Raw genomic sequence first — 25,178 nt, 5'->3', positions numbered from 1 at the left:
GGCGGTACTACCGGGCGCTGTGGGCGCGCGCGCCGAGACCTGTCAGGTATTGCCAGGCGTCGGCGACGATCTCGTCGAGATCGTTGTGCTTCGGCCGCCAGCCGAGTTCGGCGACGGCGCGGTCGCTCGACGCGATGAGCACCGCCGGATCGCCGGCTCGCCGCGGCGCGTCCACGGCATTGATGGGACGGCCGGTCACCCGCGCGCAGGCCGAGATCACCTCGCGCACCGAGAAACCCGTACCACTACCGAGATTGAACACACGGTGGACACCCGATTCGGCGCTGTCCAGGGCCAACAGATGCGCCTGGGCCAGATCCAGGATGTGGATGTAGTCGCGGATCGCCGTGCCGTCCGGGGTCGGCCAGTCGGTGCCGAAAACCGAGATGGCGCCCCGGTGCCCGGCGGCGACCTGCAGCACCAGCGGAATGAGATGGGTTTCCACCACTCGGTTCTCGCCGAGGCCGGCGTAGGCGCCGGCGACGTTGAAATAGCGCAGGCTGGTCGATGCCACACCGTATGCGACCGAATACGAGGTGATCGCATGGTCGATCGCCAACTTCGAGGCGCCGTACGGATTGGTCGGTCGGGTCGGCGCGTCCTCGGGAATGGGAACCTGCTCGGGTTCGCCGTATACCGCCGCGGTCGAGGAGAACACCAGGCGTCGGGTGTCCGTTTCCCGCATGGCGTCCAGCAGTTCGAGGGTCTTCACCACATTGCCGTGCCAGTACTTCTCCGGCTTTTGCACCGATTCGCCGACCAGCGACTGCGCCGCGAAATGCAGTACCCCGTCGTAGCGCTCGGCGCGCAGCAGCGCGGCCCCCTCCCGCGCCACATCACCCTCGATGAATCTCGCGCCCTCGGGCACACCGTCGGCATTGCCCGTCGACAGATCGTCGACGACCACCACCTCGTGCCCCTGCTCCAACAGCACATGCGCGCAGACTCCACCAACATAACCGGCTCCGCCGGTGACCAGAAGTTTCATCTGTCAGACCATCTTCACTTGGACGGCGTGGGCCATTTCCAGGGGCAGTTCGAAGCCCTCGTGGCCCGGGACCGTGATCACAACCGCCCCCGGCCTGCTCTCCACCGTAACCCTGGCATCGGGAACCACTCCCGCCTCGCGCAGCCGGCCGATGACCGCCGGATCGGTCTGGATGTGCTCCGCCAACCGGCGCACCACCACCGCGTTCGGCTGCCCCTGCGGCAACTCGGACAGGCGGACGAGCTTCTCCTCCTGCGGCGTGGGCGGCCTGATGCCCAATTCGTCCAGACCGGGAATGGGGTTGCCGTACGGGGAAGTGGTGGGGTGGTTGAGCACTTCGACGAGCCGGCGTTCGACTTCTTCGCTCATCACATGCTCCCACCGACACGCCTCGGCATGGACGTTCTGCCAGTCCAGGCCGATGATGTCGACGAGCAGGCGCTCGGCGAGCCGATGCTTGCGCATGACGGCCACGGCCATACTGCGGCCCTTATCGGTCAGTTCGAGATGCCGGTCGCCGGCGACCAGCAGCAGTCCGTCGCGCTCCATCCGTGCCACCGTCTGGCTCACGGTCGGCCCGCTCTGCTCGAGCCGCTCCGCGATCCGGGCGCGCAGGGGCACCACGCCCTCTTCTTCGAGGTCGTAGATGGTTCGGAGATACATCTCCGTGGTGTCGACCAGGTCCTTCACTATTACCCCTTCGTTGGCACGAATTCTACCCACGCGGCACCCTCTCCGGTTCGCGGAGCGTGTCGCGTTACACGTGGGAAATCTTGTCGGCGCGCGGCCTGCCGCCGCGTTCGCGTATATCTGTATTTCTACTGCATGACAACGTGCGACGGGGTCCCCACCTTCCCGCTAGCGTTGCGAGCATGGCCACCGCAGCATCCGACGCGATCCCTGCTTCCGAGCCCGGGAGCACTGTCGTGTGGACCGACCGCTTCCTGTCCTACACGTGGACGCCGGAGCATCCGATGAAACCGGCCCGGCTGCGGTACACGATGGAGCTGGCCCGCGACCTGGGCGTGCTGGACGGAGTCGAACTGCTGTCGGCCGGACCGGCCGGTACCGCCGACCTGCTGCGCATCCATACCGCCGACTACATCGACGCGGTACGGCATGTGACCGACGTACCCGACGTGGAGCCCCTCGCGGTCCCGCGATACGGGCTGGGCTCGGCGGACAATCCGGTCTTTCCCGGGATGCACGAGGCGGCCTCGGTGATCGTCGGCGGTACTCTCGCGGCGGCCGCGGCGATCGCCGAGGGGCGCAGCCGTCGAGCGGTGAGTATCGGCGGTGGTATGCATCACGCCATGCCGGGGTCGGCGTCGGGGTTCTGCGTGTACAACGACGTGGCGGTGGCCATATCGTGGCTGCTCGAGCAGGGATTCGATCGGATCGCCTACCTCGATGTCGACGTTCACCACGGTGACGGTGTGCAATACGCCTTCTACGACGATCCCCGTGTGCTGACGGTCTCGATTCACCAGCATCCGGCGACCCTGTGGCCCAATACCGGCTGGCCGGAGGAAACAGGCAGCGGTGCGGGGGTTGGGACCGCGATCAATCTGCCGGTGCTGCCCGGAACCGGGGATGCCCAGTGGCTGCGTGGTTTTCACGCGGTGGTGCCGAGCGCGGTCGCGGCGTTCCGGCCGCAGATAGTGATCAGCCAGTGCGGTGTGGACACCCACCGGGAGGATCCGCTGGCCGACCTGGAACTCAGCGTCGACTGTCAGCGGGCGGCATTCGTGGCCATGCGGGATCTCGCCGACCGGTATGCCGAGGGACGGTGGCTCGCGGTCGGCGGCGGTGGTTACGGCCTGGTACGCGTGGTACCGCGGGCCTGGACACATCTGCTGGCCACCGCCCTGGACCGTACGGTGGATCCGGCGACACCGATACCGCGGGCCTGGATCGATCTGGTGAGCGCGGAGATGCCACGGGCGCGTCCGCCGGAGACGATGGGGGACGGTGCCGATATCGTGTTCCGCCGATGGGACGGGCCCGGTGGTGCCGTCGACACCGGGAACGCACACTTCGATCGGGCCCAGCACGCCATCGACCGAGCGGTGCTGGCCACCCGTCGAGCCTGTTTCGGCGCGCTCGGCCTGGACCCGGAGGATCCCCGTGACTGATCTCGAGGACTCGGACACCGTCGTGCCGCCGCCTCCCCAGCACTGGTTCGCCGATGTGCTGGCCGCCGATGGCGGTGTGGTGCGGTTGCGGCCGATAACCCCCGACGACGCCGACGAACTGCAACGATTCCACACCGCGCTTTCCGAGCGTTCCCGCTACCTGCGCTACTTCGGACCGTATCCGCGGATCTTGCCCAAGGATCTGCACCACTCCACCCATGTCGACCATCGCGATCGGGTGGGGTTGGTGATCGTGCTGGGCGAGGCGATCATCGCCGTCGGCCGATACGAACTGATCGACCGTCCCGGGCCCCGGGCCGCCGAGGTGGCGTTCGTGGTGGCCGATGAACACCAGGGGCGGGGACTGGGGTCGATTCTGCTCGAACACCTGGCCGGCGCAGCCGCGGAGAACCTGATCGAGAAATTCGTCGCCGAGGTGCTGGCGGAGAACATGGTCATGGTCACCGTGTTCCGCGACGCCGGCTATCAGGTCGAGCGCAGCCGGGACGGCTCGGTCCTGCATCTGGAGTTCGCGATCGACCCCACCGAGGCCCTGTTGTCGGTGCGGGACGCGCGGGAACGCGCCTCGGAGGCGCGCAGTGTCGGAAACCTGCTCGCTCCCGGTTCGGTAGCGGTGATCGGGGCGACACCTGATGCGAGCCGGGTGGGCGGCGCGGTATTGGCCAATCTGCTGTCCGGGGTGTACTGCGGGCCGGTGTTCCCGGTGAATCCGAACCGACGCTCGGTGCGCGGTGTGCGTGCCTACGCGACGGTTCGCGAGATACCGGACGAGGTGGATCTGGCCGTGGTCGCGGTCCCCGCCGAGGCCATCGGCGCGGTCCTCGACGACTGTATGGCCAAGGGAGTCAAGGGATTGGTCGTGCTGACGGCCGGATTCGCCGAGTCCGGGGCGGCGGGTCGGGCGGCCGAAGCCGAATTGGTGGCCGCCGCCCGGGGCCACGGCATGCGGGTTGTGGGGCCCAGCGCGCTGGGTATAGCGAACACCGATCCGGTGGTGGGTCTGAACGCGACACTGGCGCCCGTGCTGCCGGGGCGCGGTCGGATCGGATTCTTCTGCCAGTCCGGACCGTTGGGGGTGGCGATTCTCGCGGAGGCGGCCGCGCGGAACCTGGGGCTGTCCACTTTTGTCTCTGCCGGCAACCGTGCCGATGTCTCCGGTAACGACCTGCTGCAGTACTGGGATACCGACCCGGATACGGACGTAATCCTGCTGTATCTGGAAAGTTTCGGAAATCCGCGCAAATTCTCCCGAATAGCGCGACGAGTGGCCCGGTCCAAACCCATTGTGGCAGTGAGTACCGGCCGGCTCACCGCGCGTGCCCAACCGGCCGGCGACCTGGACCGCTCGATCATGCGGGACCTGTTCGCCCAGGCCGGCATCGTGCAGGTGGACACCATCTCCGAGATGTTCGACTGCGCCGCCCTGCTGGGCTATCAGCCGCTACCGCGCGGGCCCCGGCCGGCGGTGGTGGGCAACAGCGCGGCATTGAACTGGTTGGCGGTCGACGCTGCCCGGAGCGAGGGACTGGTCGTGGAGGAGCCCGTGGACCTGGGTCCGGAGGCGACCCCGTCGGCCTACCGCGAAGCGGTGACCACGGCCCTGCGGGCCGACGATGTGGACGCGGTGATCGTGGTGTTCGCACCGCCGGTGCCGGTCCCGTCGACCGGATTCGCCGAAGCCATCCGCGCCGCGGAGGCGGCGGGCCCCGCCGCGGACAAACCGATATTGACGACGTTCGTCGCCGAAGAGGGCATCCCCGACCTGCTGACCGCGCGGGAAGCGCAGGGCTCGGCGGGCCGCAGGTCGATCCCCTCCTATCCCGATCCGGAACGGGCGGTACGGGCCCTGGCCCGGGTGTACCGCTACGCCGCATGGCGAAAGAAGCCGATGTCGCCGGTCACGGTGCGTCCCGAGGGTATCGACGCCGAGCACGCCGGGAAACTGGTGGCGCGGTGGATGGCCGGTGCGCCGGAGGGCCGGCGGCTTACGGATACGGAGACCGTGACCCTGCTCGACTGCTACGGCATATCGGTGGTGGAATTCCGGGCGGTGTGCGATGCCGAGGAGGCGGTGGCGGCCGCCGAGGAACTCGGATATCCGGTCGCGGCCAAGGCGGCCAGCGACAGCTGGCGGCGCCGGCCGGACCTGAGCTGGGTGCGGCTGGATCTGTGGCGGCCGGAAGCCGTCCGTCAGGCCTATCGTGATCTGACCGAACTGTGCGGGGATCCGCTGCTGCACATCCAACGGATGGCGACCAAGGGGGTCGGCTGTGTACTGAAGGTGCAGGACGACCCGGCCTTCGGTTCGGTGATCGAATTCGGTCTGTCCGGGTTGATCATCGAGTTACTCGGCGACCGTGCCTACCGCGCGCTTCCGCTGTCCCCGGACGAGGCCGCCGCTCTGATCGATGCGCCGCGTGCCGCGCCGCTGCTCAATGGGACTCCCGCTAGTCCGCGGGTCGACAAGAACGCCCTTATCGAGCTGGCGCAGCGGATATCGGCCATGTTCGACGATCTGCCGGAATTGCGGGAGCTGTCCTGCGAACCGGTCCTGGCCGCCCCGGACACCGCAGCGATCCTGTATGCGCGAGCCCGGATCGGCCCTCAGCCGAGTCGGTTCGACAACGGCCCGCGCCGTCTCGGGTAGCGGTCGGCATGCCATGTCTCGGAGAGCGCGTCGCCGCCCGGCTCGGACAGGAGTCGCTACGCCGCACGTCCACCTCGGAGAAGGGGCCGCGATCTGCCCGGACGGAGGCTGTCCGCCTCCGACCGGCTCGCCAGGACGGCCGTATCGTCGGAAAAACGCCGACCGGAACCGTGCGGTGATGAGGGGAGAACCGCACGGTTCCGGTCGGAGCGCAGTGACCCCGAGGGGCCACCGCGGTCGAGGTGGGTTCCGGATTGGTCAGCCGGCGTAGGCGCGCAGCCGGTCGGCGCGCTCACCCTTGCGGAGTTTGGCCATGACCTCACGTTCGATCTGACGCACCCGCTCGCGGGAGAGGCCGAAGAGTTTGCCGATCTGGTCGAGGGTGCGCGGCTGGCCATCATCGAGGCCGTAGCGCAGCCGGATGACCTGCTGTTCACGCTCGTCGAGGGTATTGAGCACGCTGCGCACATCGCGGTGCAGCAGGCCGGCGATGACGGCGCTCTCGGCCGAGGTGGCCTCGGAGTCCTCGATGAAATCGCCCAGCGGTGCCTCTTCGTCGTTGCCGACCGGCATATCCAGGCTCACCGGATCGCGGCTGTGGTCGAGCAGATCGGCGATCTTCTCCACCGGGATCCCCGATTCGGCGGCCAGTTCCTCGTCGGTGGCCTCGCGCCCGAGCTGCTGATGCAGTTCGCGCTTGATCCGCGCCAGCTTGTTGACCTGCTCCACCAGATGTACCGGGAGCCGGATGGTGCGGCTCTGATCGGCCATACCACGGGTGATGGCCTGGCGGATCCACCAGGTGGCATAGGTGGAGAACTTGAAGCCCTTGGTGTAGTCGAACTTCTCCATCGCGCGGATCAGACCCAGGTTGCCCTCCTGGATCAGGTCCAGCAGCGGCATACCGCGCCCGGTGTAGCGCTTGGCCAGTGAGACGACCAGACGCAGGTTGGCCTCCAGTAGATGCGAGCGCGCGATCTGGCCGTCCCGAACGACGGCGGCGAGATCACGCTTACGCACGGCCGACAGGCGCTTGCCGGTTTCCAACAGGTGCTGCGCGTAGAGGCCCGCCTCGATGCGCTTGGCCAGCTCTACCTCGTCGGCGGCCGTGAGCAGCGCGGTGCGGCCGATCCCATTGAGGTACACACGTACCAGATCGGCTGCGGGGCTCTGGGCGTCGAGGTCCGAATCGCTGGGGCGCACACGAGTTGTGGCGGGGCTTGTCATGACTTGCCTCCTGTCGGTGGTGTCTCACTCCGAACAACGGACCCGACATAGGGAAAGTTCCCTCAGCGGGCGCGGGTAAACCGCTCTGAGCTGCGGTTTTTACCGGCAGGTTCTGAGAAGTTCCTGAGAACGACGTTGTGGGGAGCCGGCGTTACCCGAACGTGACACCCGTCGGTCGGCGGCCAGGCCCCGAATCGTGTGGTCGGTGAGGTTATGCGGGCCGGATCAACCCGTGCCGTACCAACCCGGTAACCACCATGAGCGCATCGGTCGCGAAATCCTGCGGCACACTGTCCGATCCGTGGGCGAGCATCAGCAATTCGAGCAGTTCGTACAACGTCATCCCGTCCGGACGCATTCCTGCCAGCAGTGAGACCGTGGTCTCATCCACCTCGTGCCGCCAGCGCGGTCCATCGCCGCGATGCAGCCGCGTAACCTGCTGTGACCAGCCGTCGGGGCCGGGCAGATATACCCGTTCCAGGGCCGTCGCCGGTTCGACGCGATACCGGGCCGACCAGGCCAGGCCAGGGTCGGCGGTAACGGCCCGCAGCCAGGCCGACCGCTCGAAATAGGCGATCGCCTCGTCGCCGAGTGGATCGTCGAATCCGTGGGTGAGATCCTCGGCCAGTAGTTCGGTGGGGCCATCGATGACGCGTAGATAGACGAACCCGAATCCCACGCCGTCGACTCCGGCCTGTTCGAAGGCCGTCAGCCACTCGTCGGCGCGCCGGCCGGCGGCCTCGGTGCGCGGGTCCATTCCCGCATCGCGCAGCCAGGTGCCCACGTAGAGTGCCGGATCGGCGACATCACGCTGCACCACCCATGCGTCGATACCGCGGGCGGGTAGCCAGCTCGATACCCGTGCCCGCCAGTCCTCGCCGTTCCGATACACCCAGGACGCCAGCAGGGCCGCGGTTCCGCCGGGCGCGAGAAGCTCGGGCGCCCGGGAGATCACCAGCCCGCTCGCCCCGTCGAGCGCCAGACCCGAGTCCCGGTAGGTGTGCTCCACCCGGGCCGGGCCGACGACGAACGGCGGGTTGGCCACCAGTTGGTCGAAACGACGCCCGGCGACCGGTTCGAACCAAGAACCCGCCACCAGTTCCGGTTCGATCTCGTTGAGTGCGGCGGTCGCCTCCGCCAGCCACAGCGCCCGTGGATTGATATCGGTGGCGGTGATCCGATCGGCATAGGAGGCGGCGTGCACCGCCTGCACACCGCATCCGGTGCCCAGATCGAGCACCGAGCCCACCGGCCGTGTCGGTGTGGCGCGCAACAGCGACAGCGAGGCGTGCCCGACGCCGAGCACATGGTCGGTGGTCAGGGTTCGGCGGCGCATCGAATCGTCGAGGTCGGACAGGATCCAGCGGGTACCCGCGCCGACATCCAGCGGTCGCAGGTCCAGGGCCGCGCGGATATCCGTTCCGTCCCGCTCCAGCAGGTCCGCCGCGACCGCCGTGTCGAGATCGACCGGGGCCAGGGCCGCCGCGACCTGGTGGTCGGGCAGCGCGTCGCCGAGCAGCAGCAGCCGGATCAGCGTGCCCAGCTCACCCGCGGCCCGCGCGGCCCGCCGAACCGGTACGGGCTCCGATCGTCTCAGCGCGGCGTGGACCTCCGGCCCCAACGCCTCCAGTAGGGTGTCGGCGTCGTATCCCACCCGGGTGAGCGCGGCCCGCAGGTCCGGGCACAGGGCGGTGAGCAGGGAGCCGGTCGTGGTTCGGTTCATGGGCACGCGGCTACTCTGCCACCGCGACCGAGAAGACCCGGATTCAGCTCCCGCGCGGATCCCGGCCGGTCACGCAGTAGACGACAGCGGCCGGATCACGCATCACAATCCACCGCCCGAACCGTTGCACCACCGTCGCGCCGAGTGTTTCGTGCCAGGCCGCCGTGGCCCGCATATCGGACGAGGCGAAATCGACATGAGCGCCGGTGGGGCGGTCCGAACCGAGGCGCTGCAGCAGCAACTGGATCGACGTCCGGCGCGCGGAACGCGGGGGCCGGGTGAGTGGGGTCGGAGACCGCCGGTGTGAAACGGAAGGGCTGACCGGAGGGAGACCGCAGCACCGTGTGGTCGTCGTGGTCGACCCACGGTTCGGCGCCCAGGCCGAACGCCCGGCGTATGGCGGCGCCGATATCGTCCGCCTCGAAGCCGAGGTGGACACCACCCTGCCCGGCGACCGATCGCATCGTGACGGCCGGCACCGCGGACGAGGCCCCGGCGGGGAGCAGGGGGAGGAATCCGTCGCTCGCGCCGTGTTGCGGGGACGGGTGGGTTCCGGTGATCGCGGACCAGAACGCGACGCAGCGGTCGAACTGCTGTGCGGGGCGCTCGAGAAATGCCCAGAGTCGGCGAATCATCGTGTCTCCTCGGGCTCTGTCATAGGTGTGTTCGGCCGCCGCCGCACGCGACCGGTCCGACGACCCTCATCACCCGGCCGATCGAGCCGAATCGACGTATCACCGGATCATATGTGGCGGTCCGCCCCCATGAGGGAATGTATGAAGGCTTATACCCGCCGGTCGGAACATAAGTGGATTACTCGTACCCGGCCGGAACGTCCGCGAGGTATTCGTGCTCGGCCGGCACGGAACACCAGGGCATACGCAGGGCCGAAGCGGAGACGCGGGTACTCCTATTCGGACCGGCCCGGTCTCTTGGTCCCCTCGATGACATGGTGCGGGGTGGCTTCGATGGCGCGGCGCGGACGGTCCCAGCGGCTGGGTTCGTCCTTGCGACGCGGCGGCCGGTCGTTGGCGATGAGAACAGCGATCCAGGGCAGCGGGATGGACGCGAGGATGATCAGGATGGACAGTAGCGCGCTGCCGAACGCGCTGTAGGCGATCGCGGCGAGGACCAGGCACGGAATGCGAAAGGCCATGATGATGGTGTAGCGACGTACCCGAGCGCGGCGCTGGTCCTCCAGCGACGGCTCCGCTTCGGTGATCAGCACCGGATGTTTGTCGTCGTTGCCGGGGAAGTAGCCGCGTGACCGGCGCTGCCGGGAGGTTGCTGTCACATCCGGGCGTACATCGTCGGAGCTGTCGTCGGCGTTCGGAGCGTCGCCGTGCTGTTGCATACCTCGAGTCTCCCACTCTTGGGACCCGAGTGCATCCACCGAGGTCGGTTGTCGGTCGCTGATGCGGCATCATGGGAAGGGTGAGCACTGATACCCTTGTTCGCCCGGATACGACCACCGACGAGACGACGGGCGACGACACGCCGAAGTTCTTCCACTATGTGAAGAAGGACAAGATCGCGGAGAGCGCCGTCATGGGTACCCATGTGGTCGCGCTGTGTGGCGAGGTTTTCCCGGTGACGCGTTCGCCGAAGCCGGGTTCGCCGGTCTGCCCGGAGTGCAAGAAAGTCTACGAACAGCTGCGTAAGGACTGAGACCGCCGAAACGCCGGCTCCGCTGGTTGCCGCGGGCCGTGCCGCGCGGTGTCGCGGTGGACCGCCCGTGACCGGCGGGCAGTGAAGTATCGCCGCGGTCTCCGCTCGACCGCCCGTCTGTTACCGCGCTATCTCCGCGCCCGACCGCCCTCTCGGAGGACAGGGCGGATATCCTTCGGTTCGATCTCGTGATTTTCGGACCTCGTCGATCCTTCTTCGGTCGAAGTCCGTGCCGAGGCGGCCGACCGGGACGGATGAATGGGATGGTCCCGTCTGCCGGTGTCGCTGTTTTTCCGAAGTGCCGGGGGTGTCCGGTCTTCGTCGGTGTGCTCGGTATCGCCGGTGGCCGTGCCATCCTTACGGGCTTGCCGCTCGGCCCACCAGGTCTTCAGCTGTTCCATCCGGGTCGCCCGGGCGGGCCAGAACTCCTGGACGGCGGCATTGAACTCCGCGCCCAGGATAACGGCGAAGCCCAAGAAGAACGTGAACAGCAGGAAGGCGATCGGGGTCGCGAGCGCGCCGTAGCTGATACCGGTGCGGGTGACCCAGCCGAGATAACGCCGCAGCCCCTCGCTGGCCGCCAGGAAGAACACTGCCGCCAGCAACGCACCGCCGAACAGTCGGTGATAGGGCAGCGAACGGTGCAGGGCCAGTTTGTACAGCGCGGTCAGGCCCACGATCAGCAGCAGTCCCACCCCCGGGTAGTAGAACGCATCGATCAGCCGCAGCCCTGGTTCCCGCCAGCTGTCCGGCAGCACGTGGCCCACGAGCACCGGTCCCAGCGCGATGATCGGCAGGATGAACACCGCGGCCACCACGAACAGCACATACAGCAGCAGTGCGAAGATGCGCTGCCAGACCGGATGCCGAGCGTCCTGCTGTCCGTGCGCTTCCACTATGGCGTCGACGAAGGTGGCCATGGCCGACGATCCGGCCCACAGCGACATGACGAAACCGACCGAGACAAAGGCGGCCCGCCCGCGACCGAGCACATCGCGCACGGTCGGTTCGATGAGATCGGTGACGACGCTCCGACTGAACAGGTCACGGCTGAAGGTGATGATCTTCGATTCCACGATCTCCACCGTGTCCGGCCCGAACAGTCCACCGACGTAACCGAGGCTGCCGAGGACGCCGAGCAGTAGCGGGGCCAGTGACATCGTCTGCCAGAACGCGGCCGCCGCGGATTGGGCGAAGATCGAATCATTCCAGGATTTGACGGCAACGCGGGCGACGAGGCGAGCGCTTTGGATATAGAGACGCGCGCCCCGCGAGAGACCCCGCGGGGTCGTATCGGTATCGGGCCGTTTGCTGCACATGATGCCTCAAGCATCGCGCACTCGGATGGCCGATGTGGGACGGACTCGGTATCGGGGCGTGAACCACAGGTCGCCGCCCGGTTGTGACGCAGATCGCGTGCCACGAGTCGATGTGGCACCACACCGAAGCCGGCGGCTAGTGTTCTCTTCCGTGACTGTGTCGGACGGTGCCACTGCGAGAGAGGGAGTTTCGGGGGGAACGGCAGCGGGAGCGTCGGGCGCTCAACTGCGCGCCTGGCAGCGCCGAGCGCTCACGAAGTACCTGGCCACCAAGCCGCGCGACTTCCTGGCCGTGGCCACCCCGGGCGCGGGTAAGACCACCTTCGCGCTGCGGGTCGCCGCGGAATTGCTGGCCGACCGTACCGTGGACCAGGTCACCGTGGTCGCCCCCACCGAACATCTCAAACACCAGTGGGCACAGTCCGCGGCCCGAGTGGGGATCGCCCTCGATTCCCGCTTCTCCAACAGCACCGGCGGTACCTCGGGTGACTACCACGGCGTCGTGGTCACCTACGCGCAGGTCGCCGCCCACCCGTTCCGGCACCGGGTACGCACCGAGAACCGGCGCACCCTGGTGATCCTGGACGAGATCCACCACGCCGGCGACGCGAAGAGCTGGGGAGACGCCGCGGCCGAGGCGTTCGGCGACGCCACTCGCCGGCTGGCGCTGACCGGTACCCCCTTCCGCAGCGACGACAGCCAGATCCCCTTCATCACCTACGAACCGGACGAGGCCGGGCTCCCCCGCTCCCGCGCCGACCACACCTACGGCTATGCCGAGGCGCTCGCCGACGGGGTGGTGCGGCCGGTGGTGTTTCTCGCCTACTCCGGGGAGGCGCACTGGCGGGACAGCGCGGGCGAGGAATATTCGGCCCGCCTGGGCGAGCCGTTGAACGCGGAACAGACCGCGCGGGCCTGGCGGACGGCGCTCGACCCGAACGGCGACTGGATGTCGGCGGTGCTGCGGGCTGCCGATACCCGACTCGGGCAGCTGCGCACCGCCGGTATGCCCGACGCCGGCGGCCTGGTGATCGCCACCGATCAGGAACGTGCCCGCGCCTACGCCGAACTGCTGGAACACCTCACCGGCACCCCACCTGTGCTGGTGTTGTCCGACGATCCGACCTCGTCGAGCCGGATCGCCGAGTTCAGCGCCGGCACCCAGCCGTGGATGGTCGCGGTGCGCATGGTGTCCGAAGGCGTCGACGTGCCGCGCCTCGCGGTCGGCGTCTACGCCACCAGCGCCGCCACCCCGCTGTACTTCGCCCAGGCCATCGGTCGTTTCGTCCGCACCCGCCGACCCGGTGAGACCGCGAGTGTGTTCCTGCCGTCGGTGCCGGTGTTGCTCGATCTGGCCGCCCAGCTCGAGGTGCAGCGCGACCATGTCATCGGCAAACCGCACCGGGAGAAGAACGGCCTCGACGACGATCTGCTCACCCAGGCGAACAAACAGCAGGACGAACCGGGCCAGGACGACAAACCGTTCGTGGCACTGGCCGCCGACGCCGAACTCGACCGGGTGATCTACGACGGTTCCTCCTTCGGCACCGCGACCTTCGCCGGCAGCGAAGAGGAAGCCGACTACCTCGGCATCCCCGGCCTGCTCGACGCCGAGCAGATGCGCGCGCTGCTGCGCGAGCGCCAGGCCCGCCAGATCGCCGAACGCTCCAAGGCCGAGACCGCGGCGCCGGCCGATCCCGGATCGCGGATCGCGGCCTCGGCCGAACGCGTAGCCTCGGCGGATCGGCTGGGGGAGCTGCGCCGCGAACTCAACAGTCTGGTCGCCATGCATCACCACCGCACGGGGAAACCACACGGGGTGATCCATGGCGAACTGCGGCGTCAGTGCGGCGGCCCGCCGACCGCACTGGCCACGGCCGACCAACTGGGGGAGAGGATCGCCGCGTTGCGGCGAATGTAGCCCCGAGGGCGGCGGGTGCAGTCCCGCTGCCGCGAATACCGCGATGGACCCGGTCTGTTCCCATCGGCCATGTTCACCCGCTCCGGAAATGCCGGAGCGTTGGGAAGGCCGACTCCGTTGAGCCGAGAAGTGGTCGGTTCGCCGCGGGCGGTCCACCTGGCGCGATACGGGTCGTCCGGCCTTGCCGCCGTGTTCCCGTCGACGGCTCGGACCGCGGGGCCGGCGAAGCCAAGCGTTCCGGCCCCGCCGTCGACAGCGAAGCGAAGGGCCACCGGGCAGTTTCTCGCGGTGGCCCTGGTGCGCGCACACGGTCGATAGGCGCGGTGATGCGGCGCAATCACCGCGGCGGCAGGTCGAAGAAACCCGCGGGGTCGAGAGTGTTGACGGGCAGCCGATGGGAGACTTCGCCGGGGGTCGCCGCCGCGGCGGCGACCTCGGCCGGGGCGACGCCGTATCCCTGAACCTCCAGGGATATACGCGGGTTCTCGTCGACGCGCCGCGCCATCTCGTAGAAGGTGGCCAGGACGTGGACACAGCGCGGAGTGCGCGCCGAACAGGAACAGTCGGTGGCCGCGGGGACCGGAGTAGGATGCGCCCCCGCGGCGACGGCCGCGCGGTGCATATCGTCGGTGAGCACGATCGGCTTGGGCGGGAGGATCCCGGCCAGGGCCGTGAGCGCGTCCCGTGACAGCGGTGCGAACTCGATATGAGTGACCGAGGCCTGCCCGCCGCGGTGGATATGCGCGCGTACGATACGACCCTCGATATCCGCCCGAACCCCGTTGTTGCGGGCGATACTGCGTGCCCGCGGCAGGAGAGGGTCGGGGCGGTTCTGCCGTAGCGGCTCGGCCAGCCGCACCCAGTCCATGCCCCACGGCGTATAGCCGAATTCGTTGTCTGCCATCAGCCTTCCCGTTTGCGGCGCAGGATTTCGAGGAGCTGTTCGTCGTCGAGCCGGGCGAGTTCGGCGATACCGCCGGCATCGCCGAGATCGGTGAGCGCCGATTTGCGCCGCTGCATGGTCGCGATGTGCTCTTCGACCGTGGTGGCCGAGGTGAGCGTGGTGACGGTGACCGTACGGGTCTGTCCGATCCGGTGCGCCCGGTCGGTGGCCTGTGCCTCCACGGCGGGGTTCCACCAGCGGTCGAAGTGGATGACGTCGGCCGCGCGGGTGAGGGTGAGTCCGGTGCCGCCGGCGCGCAGGCTCAGGATCAGCACCGGTGGTCCGTTCTGGGCCTGGAACGATCGGATGATCTCGGCTCGTTCGGCCTGGGAGAGCCCGCCGTGGAAAAACGGCGCGGTAACGGCGAACTGTTCGGCCAGATACCGGACCAGTAGCTCGCCGGTACCGCGATATTGGGTGAAGACGAGCGTTGGTGCACTGGTTTCCAGATTGTTCGCGAGGATATCGGCGCACAGGTCGAACTTGCCCGACCGGCCGGCCAGGTCCGTCAGGTCGCCGGTGACGAGCCCGGGATGGTTGCATACCTGTTTGAGCACGGTGAGCGCCGCCAGCACCCGGGACTGCCGCTGCGCTCCCTCGCCGAAACCCTCGTCGGCGGCCCGCTCGAGTAGTTCGTCGTAGAGCCGCTGCTGCTCCGGGGTGAGATCGCAGAGCAGGTCGGTGTGGATCTTCGGCGGCAGCGAGGCGGCCACATGCGCCTTGCGGCGCGCCAACACCACCGGTTCGATGGCGTCACGCAGGCGCGCGGCCGCGGGAGCGGATCCCTCCTGGATGGGCCGGGCATAGCGGCGGCGGAACTGGGCACGGTGGCCGAACAGCCGGGGGGCGACCAGGTTGAGCAGTGCCCACAGTTCTTCGAGATGGTTCTCCACGGGGGTCCCGGTAAGCGCCACGGTCGCCGTCGCCCCGACCGCCCGGGCCGCCTTGGACACCTGGGTGCGCGGATTCTTCAATGCCTGCGCCTCGTCGAAGACGGCGGTGGCCCAGTCGGCCTCGGTGAGGTGTCCACCGTGCAGGCGCAGGACCGGGTATCCGGTGACGATCACGGTCCCCTTCTCCGCGGTGAGGTCGCCGCCACGCCAGGCGTGCGGCCGCAGGCCGGGAGCGAACCGCTCGATCTCGTGCACCCAGTTGCCGACCAGTGAGGTGGGGCACACCACCAGCTGCGGGCCGGTGTCCGCGCGGCCCAGGAGGAATCCGATGGCCTGGACGGTTTTGCCCAGTCCCATTTCGTCGGCGAGGATCGCGCCGCTGTGACGCGCTGTGGTCTCGCGTAGCCAGCCGATACCGCGCGCCTGGTAGGGGCGCAGTTCTGTCGTCAGGGTGTCACGGAGTTCGGTGGTGACGGCCGCGGTGTCGTGTAGGACGGCCATCGCGTGCGGGCCCGCGAGGATCGAGGTTCCGGCGGCGTCGGGTACCGCGTGCGCGGCGAGCGGTAGTGGCGCCCGTTCGCCGTCGAGGGCGCGGCGCCAGGCGTGGACCGAGGGGCCGGGGTCGTCGAGGGGAGCGACGGCGAATTCGGCGGGTTCCAGCAGGGCGCATTCGATATCGGTGACGGCGATGGTCGGCCCGTTCGCGGTGTCGGGACCGGAGCCGTGGGTCGGTATCGCCAGCTCGATGGTGGTGTCGACCCCGGTCGTGCGCGGTGGGCGCCCGGGGGCGAGGCCGGTCCATGTCCACAGCGCGAACATGTGCCGGTCCGGAAGGTAGGTGGCCTGGGTGGTGGGCAGCGTGCACCCCTAGAATCGTCGTGTAGCGTACGTAGTATCGGAACAACGTACACCGTACCGTCTTTGTTCCCCAGGGCCGGCGCATGACCGGCCCGATACCTCGCACAGCCGAAGGACTCCCGATGACCGACCCGACCGCCGAACGGGCGCACACCCTGTTACACCTGCTGTGGCGGCATGAACTACCGCCCCGCACCGGTGGTCGCGGGCCCAAACAGACGGTCAGCGTGGACGAGGTGGTGGCCGCCGCGATCGGATTGGCCGACCGCGACGGCTATGACAAGGTCTCGGTGCGCATGGTCGCGGCCGAACTCGGCCTGCGGCCGATGAGCCTGTACACCTATGTTCCGAGCAAGGACGCGCTCGCCGTACTCATGGTCGACGCCGTCGCCGACGAGGACGTGCCGATTCCGCCCGAACTGCCCGCCCGTGCCCGGCTGGCCGCGGTCGCGCGTCAGATCAGGGACGAACTGCTCGCCCACCCCTGGCTGCTCGAGATATCGCCGTGGCGGCTGGTGCTCGGACCGGGACGGATGCGGCGCTACGAGCGCCACCTGGCGGCCGTGGACGGGCTGGGGCTCAGCGATGTGCATATGGACCGGGTGATCGCGGTGCTGTCGGAATTCGCCACCGGCAATACCCGGATGGCTCTCGCCGCGGCGCGCGATGCCCGGGAGATATCGGATGCCCGCTGGTGGGAAGCGCACGGGCCGTTGCTGACCCGGCTCATGCCCGCCGACGAGTTTCCCCTGGCGGCCCGTGTCGGTGCCGCGGTCGGCGAGTTGTATCGGGCGCCCGGCGACCCGGACGGTGAGTTCGAGTACGGCCTGGACCGTCTGCTGGACGGCATCCTGGACGAATAAAGCCCGTGGCGGACGACCTGGAGGTCGTCCGCCACGGGCTTTATTCGGCTGTCTGTTCTGTTGTGCGATGTTGTTGTGTCGGACGCGAGGACGGGTCAGATCGCGGGAGCGGATTCCGTGTCGATCACGGCATCGAGCTCACGGAGCCGATCCATATGTTCGTTCGCGTGGTGCTGGCAGAAGAGCAACTCGCCACCTGCGGGCAGAACGGCACGCACACGAGCAGCCGCGCCGCAACGATCACAACGATCAACCGCGGTCAGTGGGGTGCTGGTCAGGGTTCCTGGCATGACTCCTCCGTCCTGGCTCCCGGCACACAAACCGTTCACCTGGTGTGGGGCCCGTGGTCACTCCGCGGGCTCGCTTCCGCTGCTTCCCAGCAGGGGTATGACTACTCTGTCAGACGTTCGGGACGGGGGCTTTGTTCCCCTCGGGGAAACAATGTGTTTTCCCTTACACGACCAGCGGTTTTCGCTTTCGGCGAAAACCTCCGGTCGGCTCGGGAAAACCGCTCGCAACACCCATACGAACAGGCCGATCCAAGTTGTCTACCGGGAGACTACCCGTGACCCCCGACACTCACACCCTGGTTCATCTGTGTACGGCCACAGAATGGCGAACCGCACAGGAGACCGGCGCGCATCGGCCGCCTTCCCTGACCACCGAGGGTTTCGTCCACCTGTCCGCGCCCTGGCAGCTTCACCTGCCCGCCAATCGGTTGTTCGCCGGTCGCCGCGATCTGGTGCTGCTGCGTCTGGACCCCACCCGCCTGGACGCCGCGGTGCGCTGGGAGCCGGGCGCACCGGGTGACGACCCGCACATGCGCTTCCCGCATCTGTACGGACCGTTGCCGGCCGCCGCGGTGATCGCGGTCGAGGACTATCGTCCCGGCCCGGACGGTGCGTTCGCGCCCCTATCCGACTGACCGTTGAAGGAGCCGGTGCCGCGGCCGTACCGGATCCTGCGAGGTCCAACCCGGACCACGGGGATCGCGGCCGGGTCGCGCTCGGCGAAATCCCCCGCTCACCACCGGAAATGTGTCGATCGGCCATACGGCGGAGGTGTTTGCCGGAGGCTAGGCTGGAGGCGTGAACGTCGATGTCACAGCACTACCCGGCATCGGGGTGCGGAAGGATTTCGAGATCCGCTCGGGTCGCCGAATCGGGGTCGTCGCGCATAGGGACGGCGATATCGACCTGATCGTCTCCAAGTCCGACGATCAGGATGCCTGCGCGGCGCAGATTCCCCTGGACAGTGACGAAGCCTCGGTCCTGGCGAACCTGCTGGGCGCGCCGCAATTGATCGCCCACCGGGAGGGTGATCTGCCCGGCATCGTCACCCGCCAGCTGCCCCTCGTCGACACCTCGCCCTACAGCGGCCGCACGCTGGGCGAGACCGCCATGCGAACGCGGACCTCGGCCTCCATCGTCGCGGTCATGCGGGCCGGTCAGGTGCATCCGTCGCCGGGCCCCGACTTCACCTTCGCCGCCGGTGATCTGCTCGTGGTGATCGGCACACCCGATGGATTGGATGCCGCGGTGAAGATCCTCGCGCACGGCTGACCCGGTGGCCGCGACCGCGCTCGCTCTCATGGAGCTGGGCGCGATCCTGTTCGTACCGGGTTTTCTCGCACGGGCCGCCGGCCGGACCGCCAGACCGGCGGACCATCGTGGCTGCCGTTCGGGTGCTCGGCATCCGGGCGCCCTTCCCGTTCGCCATCTGGTTCTTCTGCGCCTTCAGGCTGTACTTCGGTCGCTACAACCGCATGCGCCCGGTGGCCGGGTCGCGGACGAGGAGTCCGTGGTCCTCGCCCGAAGGCCGCGGTCCTCGCCCGAGCGGAAAGGGGTCTGGAATGACTCGTTACACCCAGCGGCTGGATGGTTCCGGCTACCGGTTCGACGGCCTGGTCGAACTGCCGGCCAAGGCCACCCCACGGCGTAGCGCTGACGAACTCGCCGGCTGCGCGGCGGCCACCGACGCCGAACGGGCGGCGGCGCAGTGGGCGCCGGCCGATGTGCCGCTGACGGAGTTTCTGGACGACCCCGTGGTTCCGTACGAAACCGACGAGATCACCCGGTTGATCATCGACACCCATGACCGAGCCGCGCTCGCGCGGACAGCCCACCTCACAGTGGGCGGACTGCGGGATTGGCTGCTCTCGGTCGCCGCCGGCGAGGATGGCACCGATCCCGCCGACACGCTCGGTGCCGTGGCCCCGGGGCTCACTCCGGAGATGGTCGCCGCCGTCGGCGAGATCATGCGCGACCCGGACCTCATCGCCGTCGCCCGGGCCACGCGTGTGCACGCGGCATTCCGCACCACCATCGGCACACCGGGAACGCTCGCCACCCGGCTGCAGCCCAACCATCCGACCGACGATCCGCGCGGAATCGCCGCGGCGGTGCCGGACGGGCTGCTGTTGGGCTGCGGTGACGCGGTTATCGGCATCAACCCGGTGACCGACTCCTCCCGGGCCACCGCCGATCTGCTCGAACTGCTCGACGAGGTCCGCACCCGCTTCGACATCCCGGCGCAGTCGTGTGTGCTGTCCCATGTGACCACCCTCGGTCTCATCGAGGCGGGTGCCCCGGTGGATGTGGTATTCCAGCCCGTCGCGGGGACCGAGAGCGCGAACGCGTCGTTCGGCGTGAACCTGGTGCTGGTGCTGATCGGGGAACGTCCGGGCCTCTCGGTGGCCGACAGCCTCGGTATCTATCTCACCCACCGTCCCCGGCCGGGACGCACCGATGCCGAGCGCAACTGCGTGTCCAATATCCATCCGCCCGACGGGCTCGGCTACGTATACGCCGCGGTGGTGGTGGCGGGCCTGATCGCCGGCGCCCGCCGGCTCGGGCGTTCCGGTGTGGACCTGAAGGACACCTCCCGCGACTCCCTACCGGAGCCGAACGTGATGCCGAAGCCCGTGTCCGGCAGTGCGGACCCGGAGCAGGGCCGGTCGGCTGCCGCCGAGTCGGACCGGCCGTAGTCGAGCCGGGTGCGAGCGCTTGCCGGAACGTCTCGGCCCCCGGAGGGTATCCGGGGGCCGAGACGGTGACGATATGCAATGACTGTGCCGTCAGTCCAGGTAGTCGCGCAGCACTTGTGAGCGGCTGGGGTGACGCAGCTTGCTCATGGTCTTGGACTCGATCTGGCGGATACGTTCGCGGGTGACGCCGTACACCTGACCGATCTCGTCGAGGGTGCGCGGCTGGCCGTCGGTGAGCCCGAACCGCAGCCGCACCACGCCCGCCTCACGCTCGGACAGCGTCTCCAACACCGACTGTAGCTGGTCCTGCAGCAGGGTGAAGCTCACCGCGTCGACCGCGACCACGGCCTCCGAATCCTCGATGAAATCGCCGAGCTGGCTGTCGCCCTCGTCGCCGATGGTCTGATCGAGGGAGATCGGCTCGCGCGCGTACTGCTGGATCTCGAGGACCTTCTCCGGCGTGATGTCCATTTCCTTGGCCAACTCCTCCGGGGTGGGCTCGCGGCCCAGGTCCTGGAGCAGCTCACGCTGGATACGGCCGAGCTTGTTGATCACCTCGACCATATGCACCGGGATGCGGATGGTGCGCGCCTGATCGGCCATGGCGCGGGTGATGGCCTGCCGGATCCACCAGGTGGCATAGGTGGAGAACTTGTAGCCCTTGGTGTAGTCGAACTTCTCCACCGCGCGGATCAGACCCAGGTTGCCCTCCTGGATGAGGTCCAGGAACGCCATACCGCGGCCGGTGTAGCGCTTGGCGAGGGAGACCACCAGGCGCAGGTTCGCCTCCAGCAGATGGTTCTTGGCGCGGTTGCCGTCGCGGATGATCCAGTTGTAGTCGCGGCGCACGGTCACCGGCAGCTTCTCGCCGGACTCGGTGAACTCGCGCATCTTCTCCGCCGCGTACAGGCCGGCCTCGATCCGTTTGGCGAGTTCCACCTCCTCCTCGGCGTTGAGCAGCGCGACCTTGCCGATCTGCTTGAGGTAGGCGCGCACCGAGTCGGCGGAGGCGGTGAGTTCGGCGTCCTTGCGTGCCTGCCGCAGCGCTTCGGACTCCTCCTCGTCCCAGACGAAATCACCGGAGGCCTTGTCCGCCGCGCTGGGCTCCGCGGCCGCCTCGTCGGCTTCTTCCTCGGCCTCCTCGGCGACATCCTCGACGAGGTCCTCGCCCTCGGCCGTGAGGTCGTCCTCGGACACCTCCAGATCGCCGAGATCCTCGAGGTCCAGCGACTCGTCGTCGAGTGGCTCATCGGTGGGTTCGCTGCCCGCCGCCTTCTTGGTGGTCGCCTTCTTCGCCGGGACCTTCTTGGCGGGGGCCTTCTTGGCGGCAGCCTTCTTCGCCGTCGCCTTCTTCGCCGCGGCCTTCTTGGCCGGCGCCTTCTTGGCGACGGTCTTGCGGGCCGGACGCGCGGGGACTTCTGTGGTGTCGGCGTCGGCCGATTCGGCTGTCTGACGGGTATTCGTGGCTACCACGTACGCCCTTTCGTGACGGTCTCGTGCGGCGTCACGCCAGAGTAGGTTTCCGGCGGAGCGGTCTGTCGGGTTACACCGGCCCTGCGCCGGTCGGGTCTCCGGCTCACCGCCGGGCAATTCCATTGTAACGATCCAATCAGTGTGCCTTTGTCCGCGTGGCGTGCAACTTCAGGGTGCGATTCCGGCGTCGATGGCCATGGCCGCGCCAACGATGCCTGCGGTGTTCCTCAGGACGGCGGGGATAACCGGTGTCCGGTTGGTCAGCCGAGGTATCCACTGGTCGGCGTCGCGACTGATTCCACCACCCGCGACGAAGACCGCCGGCCAGAACAGGTTTTCCAAGCCGATCAGCACGGTACTCACCCGCTGCGCCCATTCCGGGTAGGACAGGCCGTCGCGGTCCTTGATCGAGGCCGCGGCCCGGTGTTCGATCTCCGTTCCGCCCACCTCCAGGTGGCCGAGTTCGCTGTTGGGGACCAACGTGCCATTGTGCAGCAGCGCCGAACCGATTCCGGTCCCGAAGGTCAACAACAGCACCAGGCCGTCGAATTCCCGGGCCGCGCCATACCGGTCCTCGGCCAGGCCCGCGGCGTCGGCGTCGTTGAGTACGGTCACCCGGCGGTCGTCGAGGGCCTTGGTGAACAGGGTGCGGGCGTCGGTGCCGATCCAGGCCGGGTCCACATTGGCCGCGGTCCGCGCGGTTCCGTCGAGCACGACACACGGCAGGGTGATCCCGACCGGTCCATCCCAGCCCGCCCGGGCCACCAGCCGCGCCACCGTATCGGCCACCGCGTCGGGGGTCGCGGGCCGGGGGGTGGCGATCTTGATGCGTTCGTGCAGGAGTTCGCCCGTGGCCAGGTCCACCGCGGCGCCTTTGACGCCGCTCCCTCCGATATCGATACCGAATGCGTGCCCCCGACCGGACATGACGGTTCCCTCGTTCCCTGTGCAGGCTGATCTGGCTGGTATCCGCACGCCGCACCGGGCTCCGCGACGGCCGCCGGGCGCGAAGGGATGTCCGATCACGGCTGTACCCGCTCCGTGGCCTCGCTGCCCTGCACCGACCCGCCGTGATGCCGCCTTCGAGGGGCGGGCGCTCGGCCGCTGTGTGTCGTGCACGACAAGACTAATGTGCGCGCGCCGTGGCCCGGGCCGCAGGATCTGTGCTGCGATGGAATGCGTGTCGGAATCGATGACCCGTGCCAGTACCCGCGAGCCCGCTGCCGAACCCGTCCCCGCCGACGCGGTCGAACTGCGCCGGATCGCGGTGCGGCTGGCCGAAACCGCCGCCGCCCATGTACGGGCCCGCCGTCCCGAGGTGTTCGGGGAACCGGGTTCCGTCGCCGATGCGGTCCGCGCCAAGAGCACCCCGACCGACCCGGTGACCGTCGTGGATACCGAGACCGAGCAGCTCATCCGCGACGGACTGGCCCGACTGCGGCCGGCCGACCACATTCTCGGCGAGGAGGGCGGCGGGGACCTGGGCGCCGCCGGAGACGACGCGGTGGTCTGGGTGGTGGACCCGATCGATGGGACGGTGAACTTCCTCTACGGCATCCCCGCCTACGCGGTATCGGTCGCCGCCCTGCGCGGCGGACGGTCGGTGGCGGGCGCGGTCGTGGATGTCGCCGCGGCCGTGACCTACCGAGCGGCCCGCGGACTGGGCGCCCAACGGGTCGAACCGGATGGGAGTCTTGTCCCGCTGCGTTGCACCTCGGTGCGGTCGGTACGGATGGCCCTGGTTGCCACCGGTTTCGGTTACGGCGCCGGGCGCCGGGCCCGGCAGGCCGCCCTGGCCGCCGAACTGATGCCGCATATCCGCGATATCCGGCGGATCGGCGCCGCGGCGCTGGATCTGTGCATGGTCGCCGAGGGCCGGGTCGACGCCCACTACGAGCACGGCCTGAATCCGTGGGATTGGGCGGCGGGAGCGCTGATCGCCGCCGAAGCGGGGGCAATGCTGCGGCTGCCGCCCGCGGCCACTCCCGGCTCGACCGGCGCGTTGGTGGTGGCCGCGGCACCGGGTATCGGCACCGAACTGCTCGAAGTGTTCGACCGTCTGGGACTGAGCGAGCCGATCCCGGAGTCCTGAGGCCGGGATCGGCGGGCGCTGCCGCCCCGGCCGTCGGTGTCCGCCCCGGTCGTCGGAGTCAGCAGCGCGCGTGTCGCGCGGCGGCGAGCAGATCGGGATCGATCGCCGGGTTGGTGCCGGTCACCGGGTTCTTCAGCGACCGCAGCACCTCCGCGGCGTCGTTGTTCGGCCGCACGTCACCGCCGAACAGCGAGCCGAGGACGAGATCCACCGTGGTGTCCTCACGTTTGTCCTCGATCAGCTCTGCGCACGGCGCGGCCAGCTGCACGGCTGCGGCGGCCGGGCGGCCGTTCACTCCGTACCGGATCTGACCGGTGCACTCCAGATCGCCGTTGGCGTATATCGGATCGTTGCCGTACGGATCGCCGGGCACACTGCCGAAACCGAGGTCACCGAGCTGGGCGGCGACATGGGCGGCCTGGCCGCGCTGGTTGTTGGCGTTGAGCACGCGCACCTTCGTCTCGGCCAACGGGGCGGGTTCCACATCCTGGAGCCGGCTCGTGCCCACTCGCTGGCCGAGCAGGGGTTGGGGTTGGGCATCCGGGCCGGTCGCCGGGCTGGGCGAATTACAGCTCATCGCGGTATAGCTCTCGTCCGCGGTGGTGAGCGCCTTGACCCAGACGATGCCGCAGACCAGGACGAGTACCGCGAGCAAGATCAGCCACGGCCGCATTCGCCGGCGGATGAAGGGACGGCCCTGCTCGTCCGTCGCGCTGCCTTCGGTGATCAGTGAAACCACTCGCTCACTCTACGTAAATGTGTCCGTCGCGCATGCGATGCCCGCCCGGTGTATCGGAGCGTGCCGGTAACGGTGTCGATTGACCGTCGGTTACGACACTTCTGGGTTTCGGTTGCCCTTTTTGTCCCGCCGTCCGCTATTGTCTGGCCGCCCAGATCGAAACATCGGCGAGTAATACGGTGCTCGGTCGCGGGAACAAGCAGGGCATGTCGTGCGTTGACCGAACGCTATCGGGTACGGGATAGATGAATCCGTGCTGATAGAGGACCGGTGCGCGTGTGATGTGCACCACCGGCGGGGCGGCACGCGCGGTCGATGTCGGCGGCGCGGCCGATCCGGGATATACGGAGTAAGGACGAGGGGAATACGACATGGCAACCGACTATGACGCACCACGGCGGACCGACACCGACGATGTCTCGGAGGATTCGCTCGAAGAGTTGAAGGCTCGGCGTAACGAGGCCCAGTCCGCCGTCGTGGACGTCGACGAATCCGATACCGCGGAGTCGTTCGAACTCCCCGGTGCGGACCTGTCCGAAGAGGTCCTGACGGTCCGGGTGATCCCGAAGCAGGCGGATGAGTTCACCTGTTCCAGCTGCTTTCTGGTTCATCACCGCAGCAGGCTGGCCAGCGACAAGGGCGGGCAGATGATCTGCATGGACTGTGCGGCCTGAGCGGCCGG

The 25,178-nt window shown here is 68.5% G+C and carries 23 protein-coding genes and 1 pseudogene; 10 read left to right on the top strand and 14 right to left on the bottom strand.

Features of this window, described 5'->3' with window-relative positions; genetic code table 11:
• Positions 1-7: 7 nt before the first annotated feature.
• Both galE and ON20_RS16475 read right to left on the bottom strand, forming a co-directional pair.
• Entirely contained in the window at positions 8-988 is a 981-nt protein-coding gene (gene galE, locus ON20_RS16480; protein WP_040836534.1) for a UDP-glucose 4-epimerase GalE, read from the bottom strand.
• Positions 989-991: 3 nt separating this feature from the next.
• Positions 992-1,678, bottom strand: coding sequence for an iron-dependent transcriptional repressor DtxR (locus ON20_RS16475; protein WP_040836533.1), 687 nt, complete (start codon positions 1,676-1,678; stop codon positions 992-994).
• Between the two features lie 182 nt (positions 1,679-1,860).
• Between ON20_RS16475 and ON20_RS16470 the strand changes: the two genes are divergently transcribed.
• Both ON20_RS16470 and ON20_RS16465 read left to right on the top strand, forming a co-directional pair.
• Entirely contained in the window at positions 1,861-3,123 is a 1,263-nt protein-coding gene (locus ON20_RS16470; protein ID WP_051162610.1) for an acetoin utilization protein AcuC, read from the top strand.
• On the top strand, positions 3,116-5,791 hold the full coding sequence (locus tag ON20_RS16465) for a bifunctional acetate--CoA ligase family protein/GNAT family N-acetyltransferase (RefSeq protein WP_040836532.1): 2,676 nt from the start codon (positions 3,116-3,118) through the stop codon (positions 5,789-5,791). The genes ON20_RS16470 and ON20_RS16465 overlap by 8 nt, the downstream gene beginning before the upstream one ends.
• A 258-nt stretch (positions 5,792-6,049) precedes the next feature.
• Here ON20_RS16465 and ON20_RS16460 read toward each other — a convergent pair whose 3' ends face one another.
• The 5 genes and pseudogenes from ON20_RS16460 to ON20_RS16445 form a co-directional block, all read right to left on the bottom strand.
• Positions 6,050-7,018, bottom strand: a complete 969-nt coding sequence (locus ON20_RS16460; protein WP_040836531.1) for a sigma-70 family RNA polymerase sigma factor — start codon at positions 7,016-7,018, stop codon at positions 6,050-6,052.
• 211 nt (positions 7,019-7,229) lie between these two features.
• Positions 7,230-8,741, bottom strand: coding sequence for a DUF7782 domain-containing protein (locus ON20_RS16455; RefSeq protein ID WP_040836530.1), 1,512 nt, complete (start codon positions 8,739-8,741; stop codon positions 7,230-7,232).
• A gap of 43 nt (positions 8,742-8,784) precedes the next feature.
• Positions 8,785-8,982: a VOC family protein gene (locus ON20_RS38965; RefSeq protein ID WP_245547268.1), complete on the bottom strand. Its 198-nt coding sequence runs from the start codon at positions 8,980-8,982 to the stop codon at positions 8,785-8,787.
• A 310-nt stretch (positions 8,983-9,292) separates the two neighbouring features.
• Positions 9,293-9,376 (bottom strand): annotated as a pseudogene (locus ON20_RS38960) (VOC family protein); the annotation flags it as partial.
• 275 nt (positions 9,377-9,651) lie between these two features.
• The gene (locus ON20_RS16445) at positions 9,652-10,095 is read right to left on the bottom strand and encodes a DUF3099 domain-containing protein (RefSeq protein ID WP_083864972.1); all 444 of its coding nucleotides are present in this window, start codon (positions 10,093-10,095) and stop codon (positions 9,652-9,654) included.
• A gap of 80 nt (positions 10,096-10,175) precedes the next feature.
• On the opposite strand from ON20_RS16445, the gene ON20_RS16440 reads away from it, so the two are divergent.
• On the top strand, positions 10,176-10,409 hold the full coding sequence (locus ON20_RS16440) for a DUF3039 domain-containing protein (protein WP_040836529.1): 234 nt from the start codon (positions 10,176-10,178) through the stop codon (positions 10,407-10,409).
• 128 nt (positions 10,410-10,537) lie between these two features.
• On the opposite strand, the gene ON20_RS16435 is transcribed toward ON20_RS16440, so the two are convergent.
• Positions 10,538-11,728 (bottom strand): YihY/virulence factor BrkB family protein, encoded by a 1,191-nt coding sequence (locus tag ON20_RS16435; protein WP_083864970.1) that lies wholly within the window; start codon positions 11,726-11,728, stop codon positions 10,538-10,540.
• Between the two features lie 226 nt (positions 11,729-11,954).
• Between ON20_RS16435 and ON20_RS16430 the strand changes: the two genes are divergently transcribed.
• Positions 11,955-13,649, top strand: a complete 1,695-nt coding sequence (locus ON20_RS16430; RefSeq protein WP_086009007.1) for a DEAD/DEAH box helicase — start codon at positions 11,955-11,957, stop codon at positions 13,647-13,649.
• Positions 13,650-13,986: 337 nt separating this feature from the next.
• Here ON20_RS16430 and ON20_RS16425 read toward each other — a convergent pair whose 3' ends face one another.
• Positions 13,987-14,553 (bottom strand): SWIM zinc finger-containing protein, encoded by a 567-nt coding sequence (locus ON20_RS16425; protein WP_040836524.1) that lies wholly within the window; start codon positions 14,551-14,553, stop codon positions 13,987-13,989.
• On the bottom strand, positions 14,553-16,304 hold the full coding sequence (locus ON20_RS16420) for a DEAD/DEAH box helicase (RefSeq protein ID WP_040836522.1): 1,752 nt from the start codon (positions 16,302-16,304) through the stop codon (positions 14,553-14,555). The genes ON20_RS16425 and ON20_RS16420 overlap by 1 nt, the downstream gene beginning before the upstream one ends.
• Before the next feature lie 161 nt (positions 16,305-16,465).
• Here ON20_RS16420 and ON20_RS16415 point away from each other — a divergent pair, with 161 nt between their 5' ends.
• Complete coding sequence (locus ON20_RS16415; RefSeq protein WP_040836520.1) at positions 16,466-17,206, top strand: TetR/AcrR family transcriptional regulator; 741 nt, start codon at positions 16,466-16,468, stop codon at positions 17,204-17,206.
• Between the two features lie 95 nt (positions 17,207-17,301).
• On the opposite strand, the gene ON20_RS38955 is transcribed toward ON20_RS16415, so the two are convergent.
• A complete protein-coding gene (locus ON20_RS38955; RefSeq protein ID WP_040791145.1) occupies positions 17,302-17,496 on the bottom strand; it encodes a DUF7455 domain-containing protein in 195 nt (64 codons plus the stop codon).
• Positions 17,497-17,771: 275 nt separating this feature from the next.
• Here ON20_RS38955 and ON20_RS16405 point away from each other — a divergent pair, with 275 nt between their 5' ends.
• The 3 genes from ON20_RS16405 to eutB all read left to right on the top strand — a co-directional run bounded on the left by ON20_RS16405 (position 17,772) and on the right by eutB (position 20,192).
• Positions 17,772-18,131: a DUF952 domain-containing protein gene (locus ON20_RS16405; RefSeq protein ID WP_040836517.1), complete on the top strand. Its 360-nt coding sequence runs from the start codon at positions 17,772-17,774 to the stop codon at positions 18,129-18,131.
• A 163-nt stretch (positions 18,132-18,294) separates the two neighbouring features.
• On the top strand, positions 18,295-18,768 hold the full coding sequence (locus tag ON20_RS16400) for a cation:proton antiporter regulatory subunit (RefSeq protein WP_040836516.1): 474 nt from the start codon (positions 18,295-18,297) through the stop codon (positions 18,766-18,768).
• A gap of 290 nt (positions 18,769-19,058) precedes the next feature.
• The gene (gene eutB, locus ON20_RS16395) at positions 19,059-20,192 is read left to right on the top strand and encodes an ethanolamine ammonia-lyase subunit EutB (protein WP_083864968.1); all 1,134 of its coding nucleotides are present in this window, start codon (positions 19,059-19,061) and stop codon (positions 20,190-20,192) included.
• A gap of 90 nt (positions 20,193-20,282) precedes the next feature.
• On the opposite strand, the gene ON20_RS16390 is transcribed toward eutB, so the two are convergent.
• The gene (locus ON20_RS16390; RefSeq protein ID WP_040836644.1) at positions 20,283-21,665 is read right to left on the bottom strand and encodes an RNA polymerase sigma factor; all 1,383 of its coding nucleotides are present in this window, start codon (positions 21,663-21,665) and stop codon (positions 20,283-20,285) included.
• 168 nt (positions 21,666-21,833) lie between these two features.
• Positions 21,834-22,592: a polyphosphate--glucose phosphotransferase gene (gene ppgK / locus ON20_RS16385; RefSeq protein WP_040836515.1), complete on the bottom strand. Its 759-nt coding sequence runs from the start codon at positions 22,590-22,592 to the stop codon at positions 21,834-21,836.
• A gap of 265 nt (positions 22,593-22,857) precedes the next feature.
• Between ppgK and ON20_RS16380 the strand changes: the two genes are divergently transcribed.
• Positions 22,858-23,757, top strand: a complete 900-nt coding sequence (locus ON20_RS16380; RefSeq protein WP_086009006.1) for an inositol monophosphatase family protein — start codon at positions 22,858-22,860, stop codon at positions 23,755-23,757.
• 58 nt (positions 23,758-23,815) lie between these two features.
• Here the strand turns inward: ON20_RS16380 and cei are convergent, their stop codons facing one another.
• Positions 23,816-24,496, bottom strand: a complete 681-nt coding sequence (cei, locus tag ON20_RS16375; protein ID WP_040836514.1) for an envelope integrity protein Cei — start codon at positions 24,494-24,496, stop codon at positions 23,816-23,818.
• A 371-nt stretch (positions 24,497-24,867) separates the two neighbouring features.
• On the opposite strand from cei, the gene ON20_RS16370 reads away from it, so the two are divergent.
• The gene (locus ON20_RS16370; protein WP_040836513.1) at positions 24,868-25,170 is read left to right on the top strand and encodes a DUF4193 domain-containing protein; all 303 of its coding nucleotides are present in this window, start codon (positions 24,868-24,870) and stop codon (positions 25,168-25,170) included.
• Positions 25,171-25,178 lie beyond the last annotated feature (8 nt).

This window comes from Nocardia brevicatena NBRC 12119 (genome assembly GCF_000308495.1).
In the GTDB taxonomy this organism is placed as follows: domain Bacteria; phylum Actinomycetota; class Actinomycetes; order Mycobacteriales; family Mycobacteriaceae; genus Nocardia; species Nocardia brevicatena.
The sequence above is the reverse complement of the archived record's forward strand: the minus strand, read 5'-3'. Positions and strand labels throughout refer to the sequence as shown.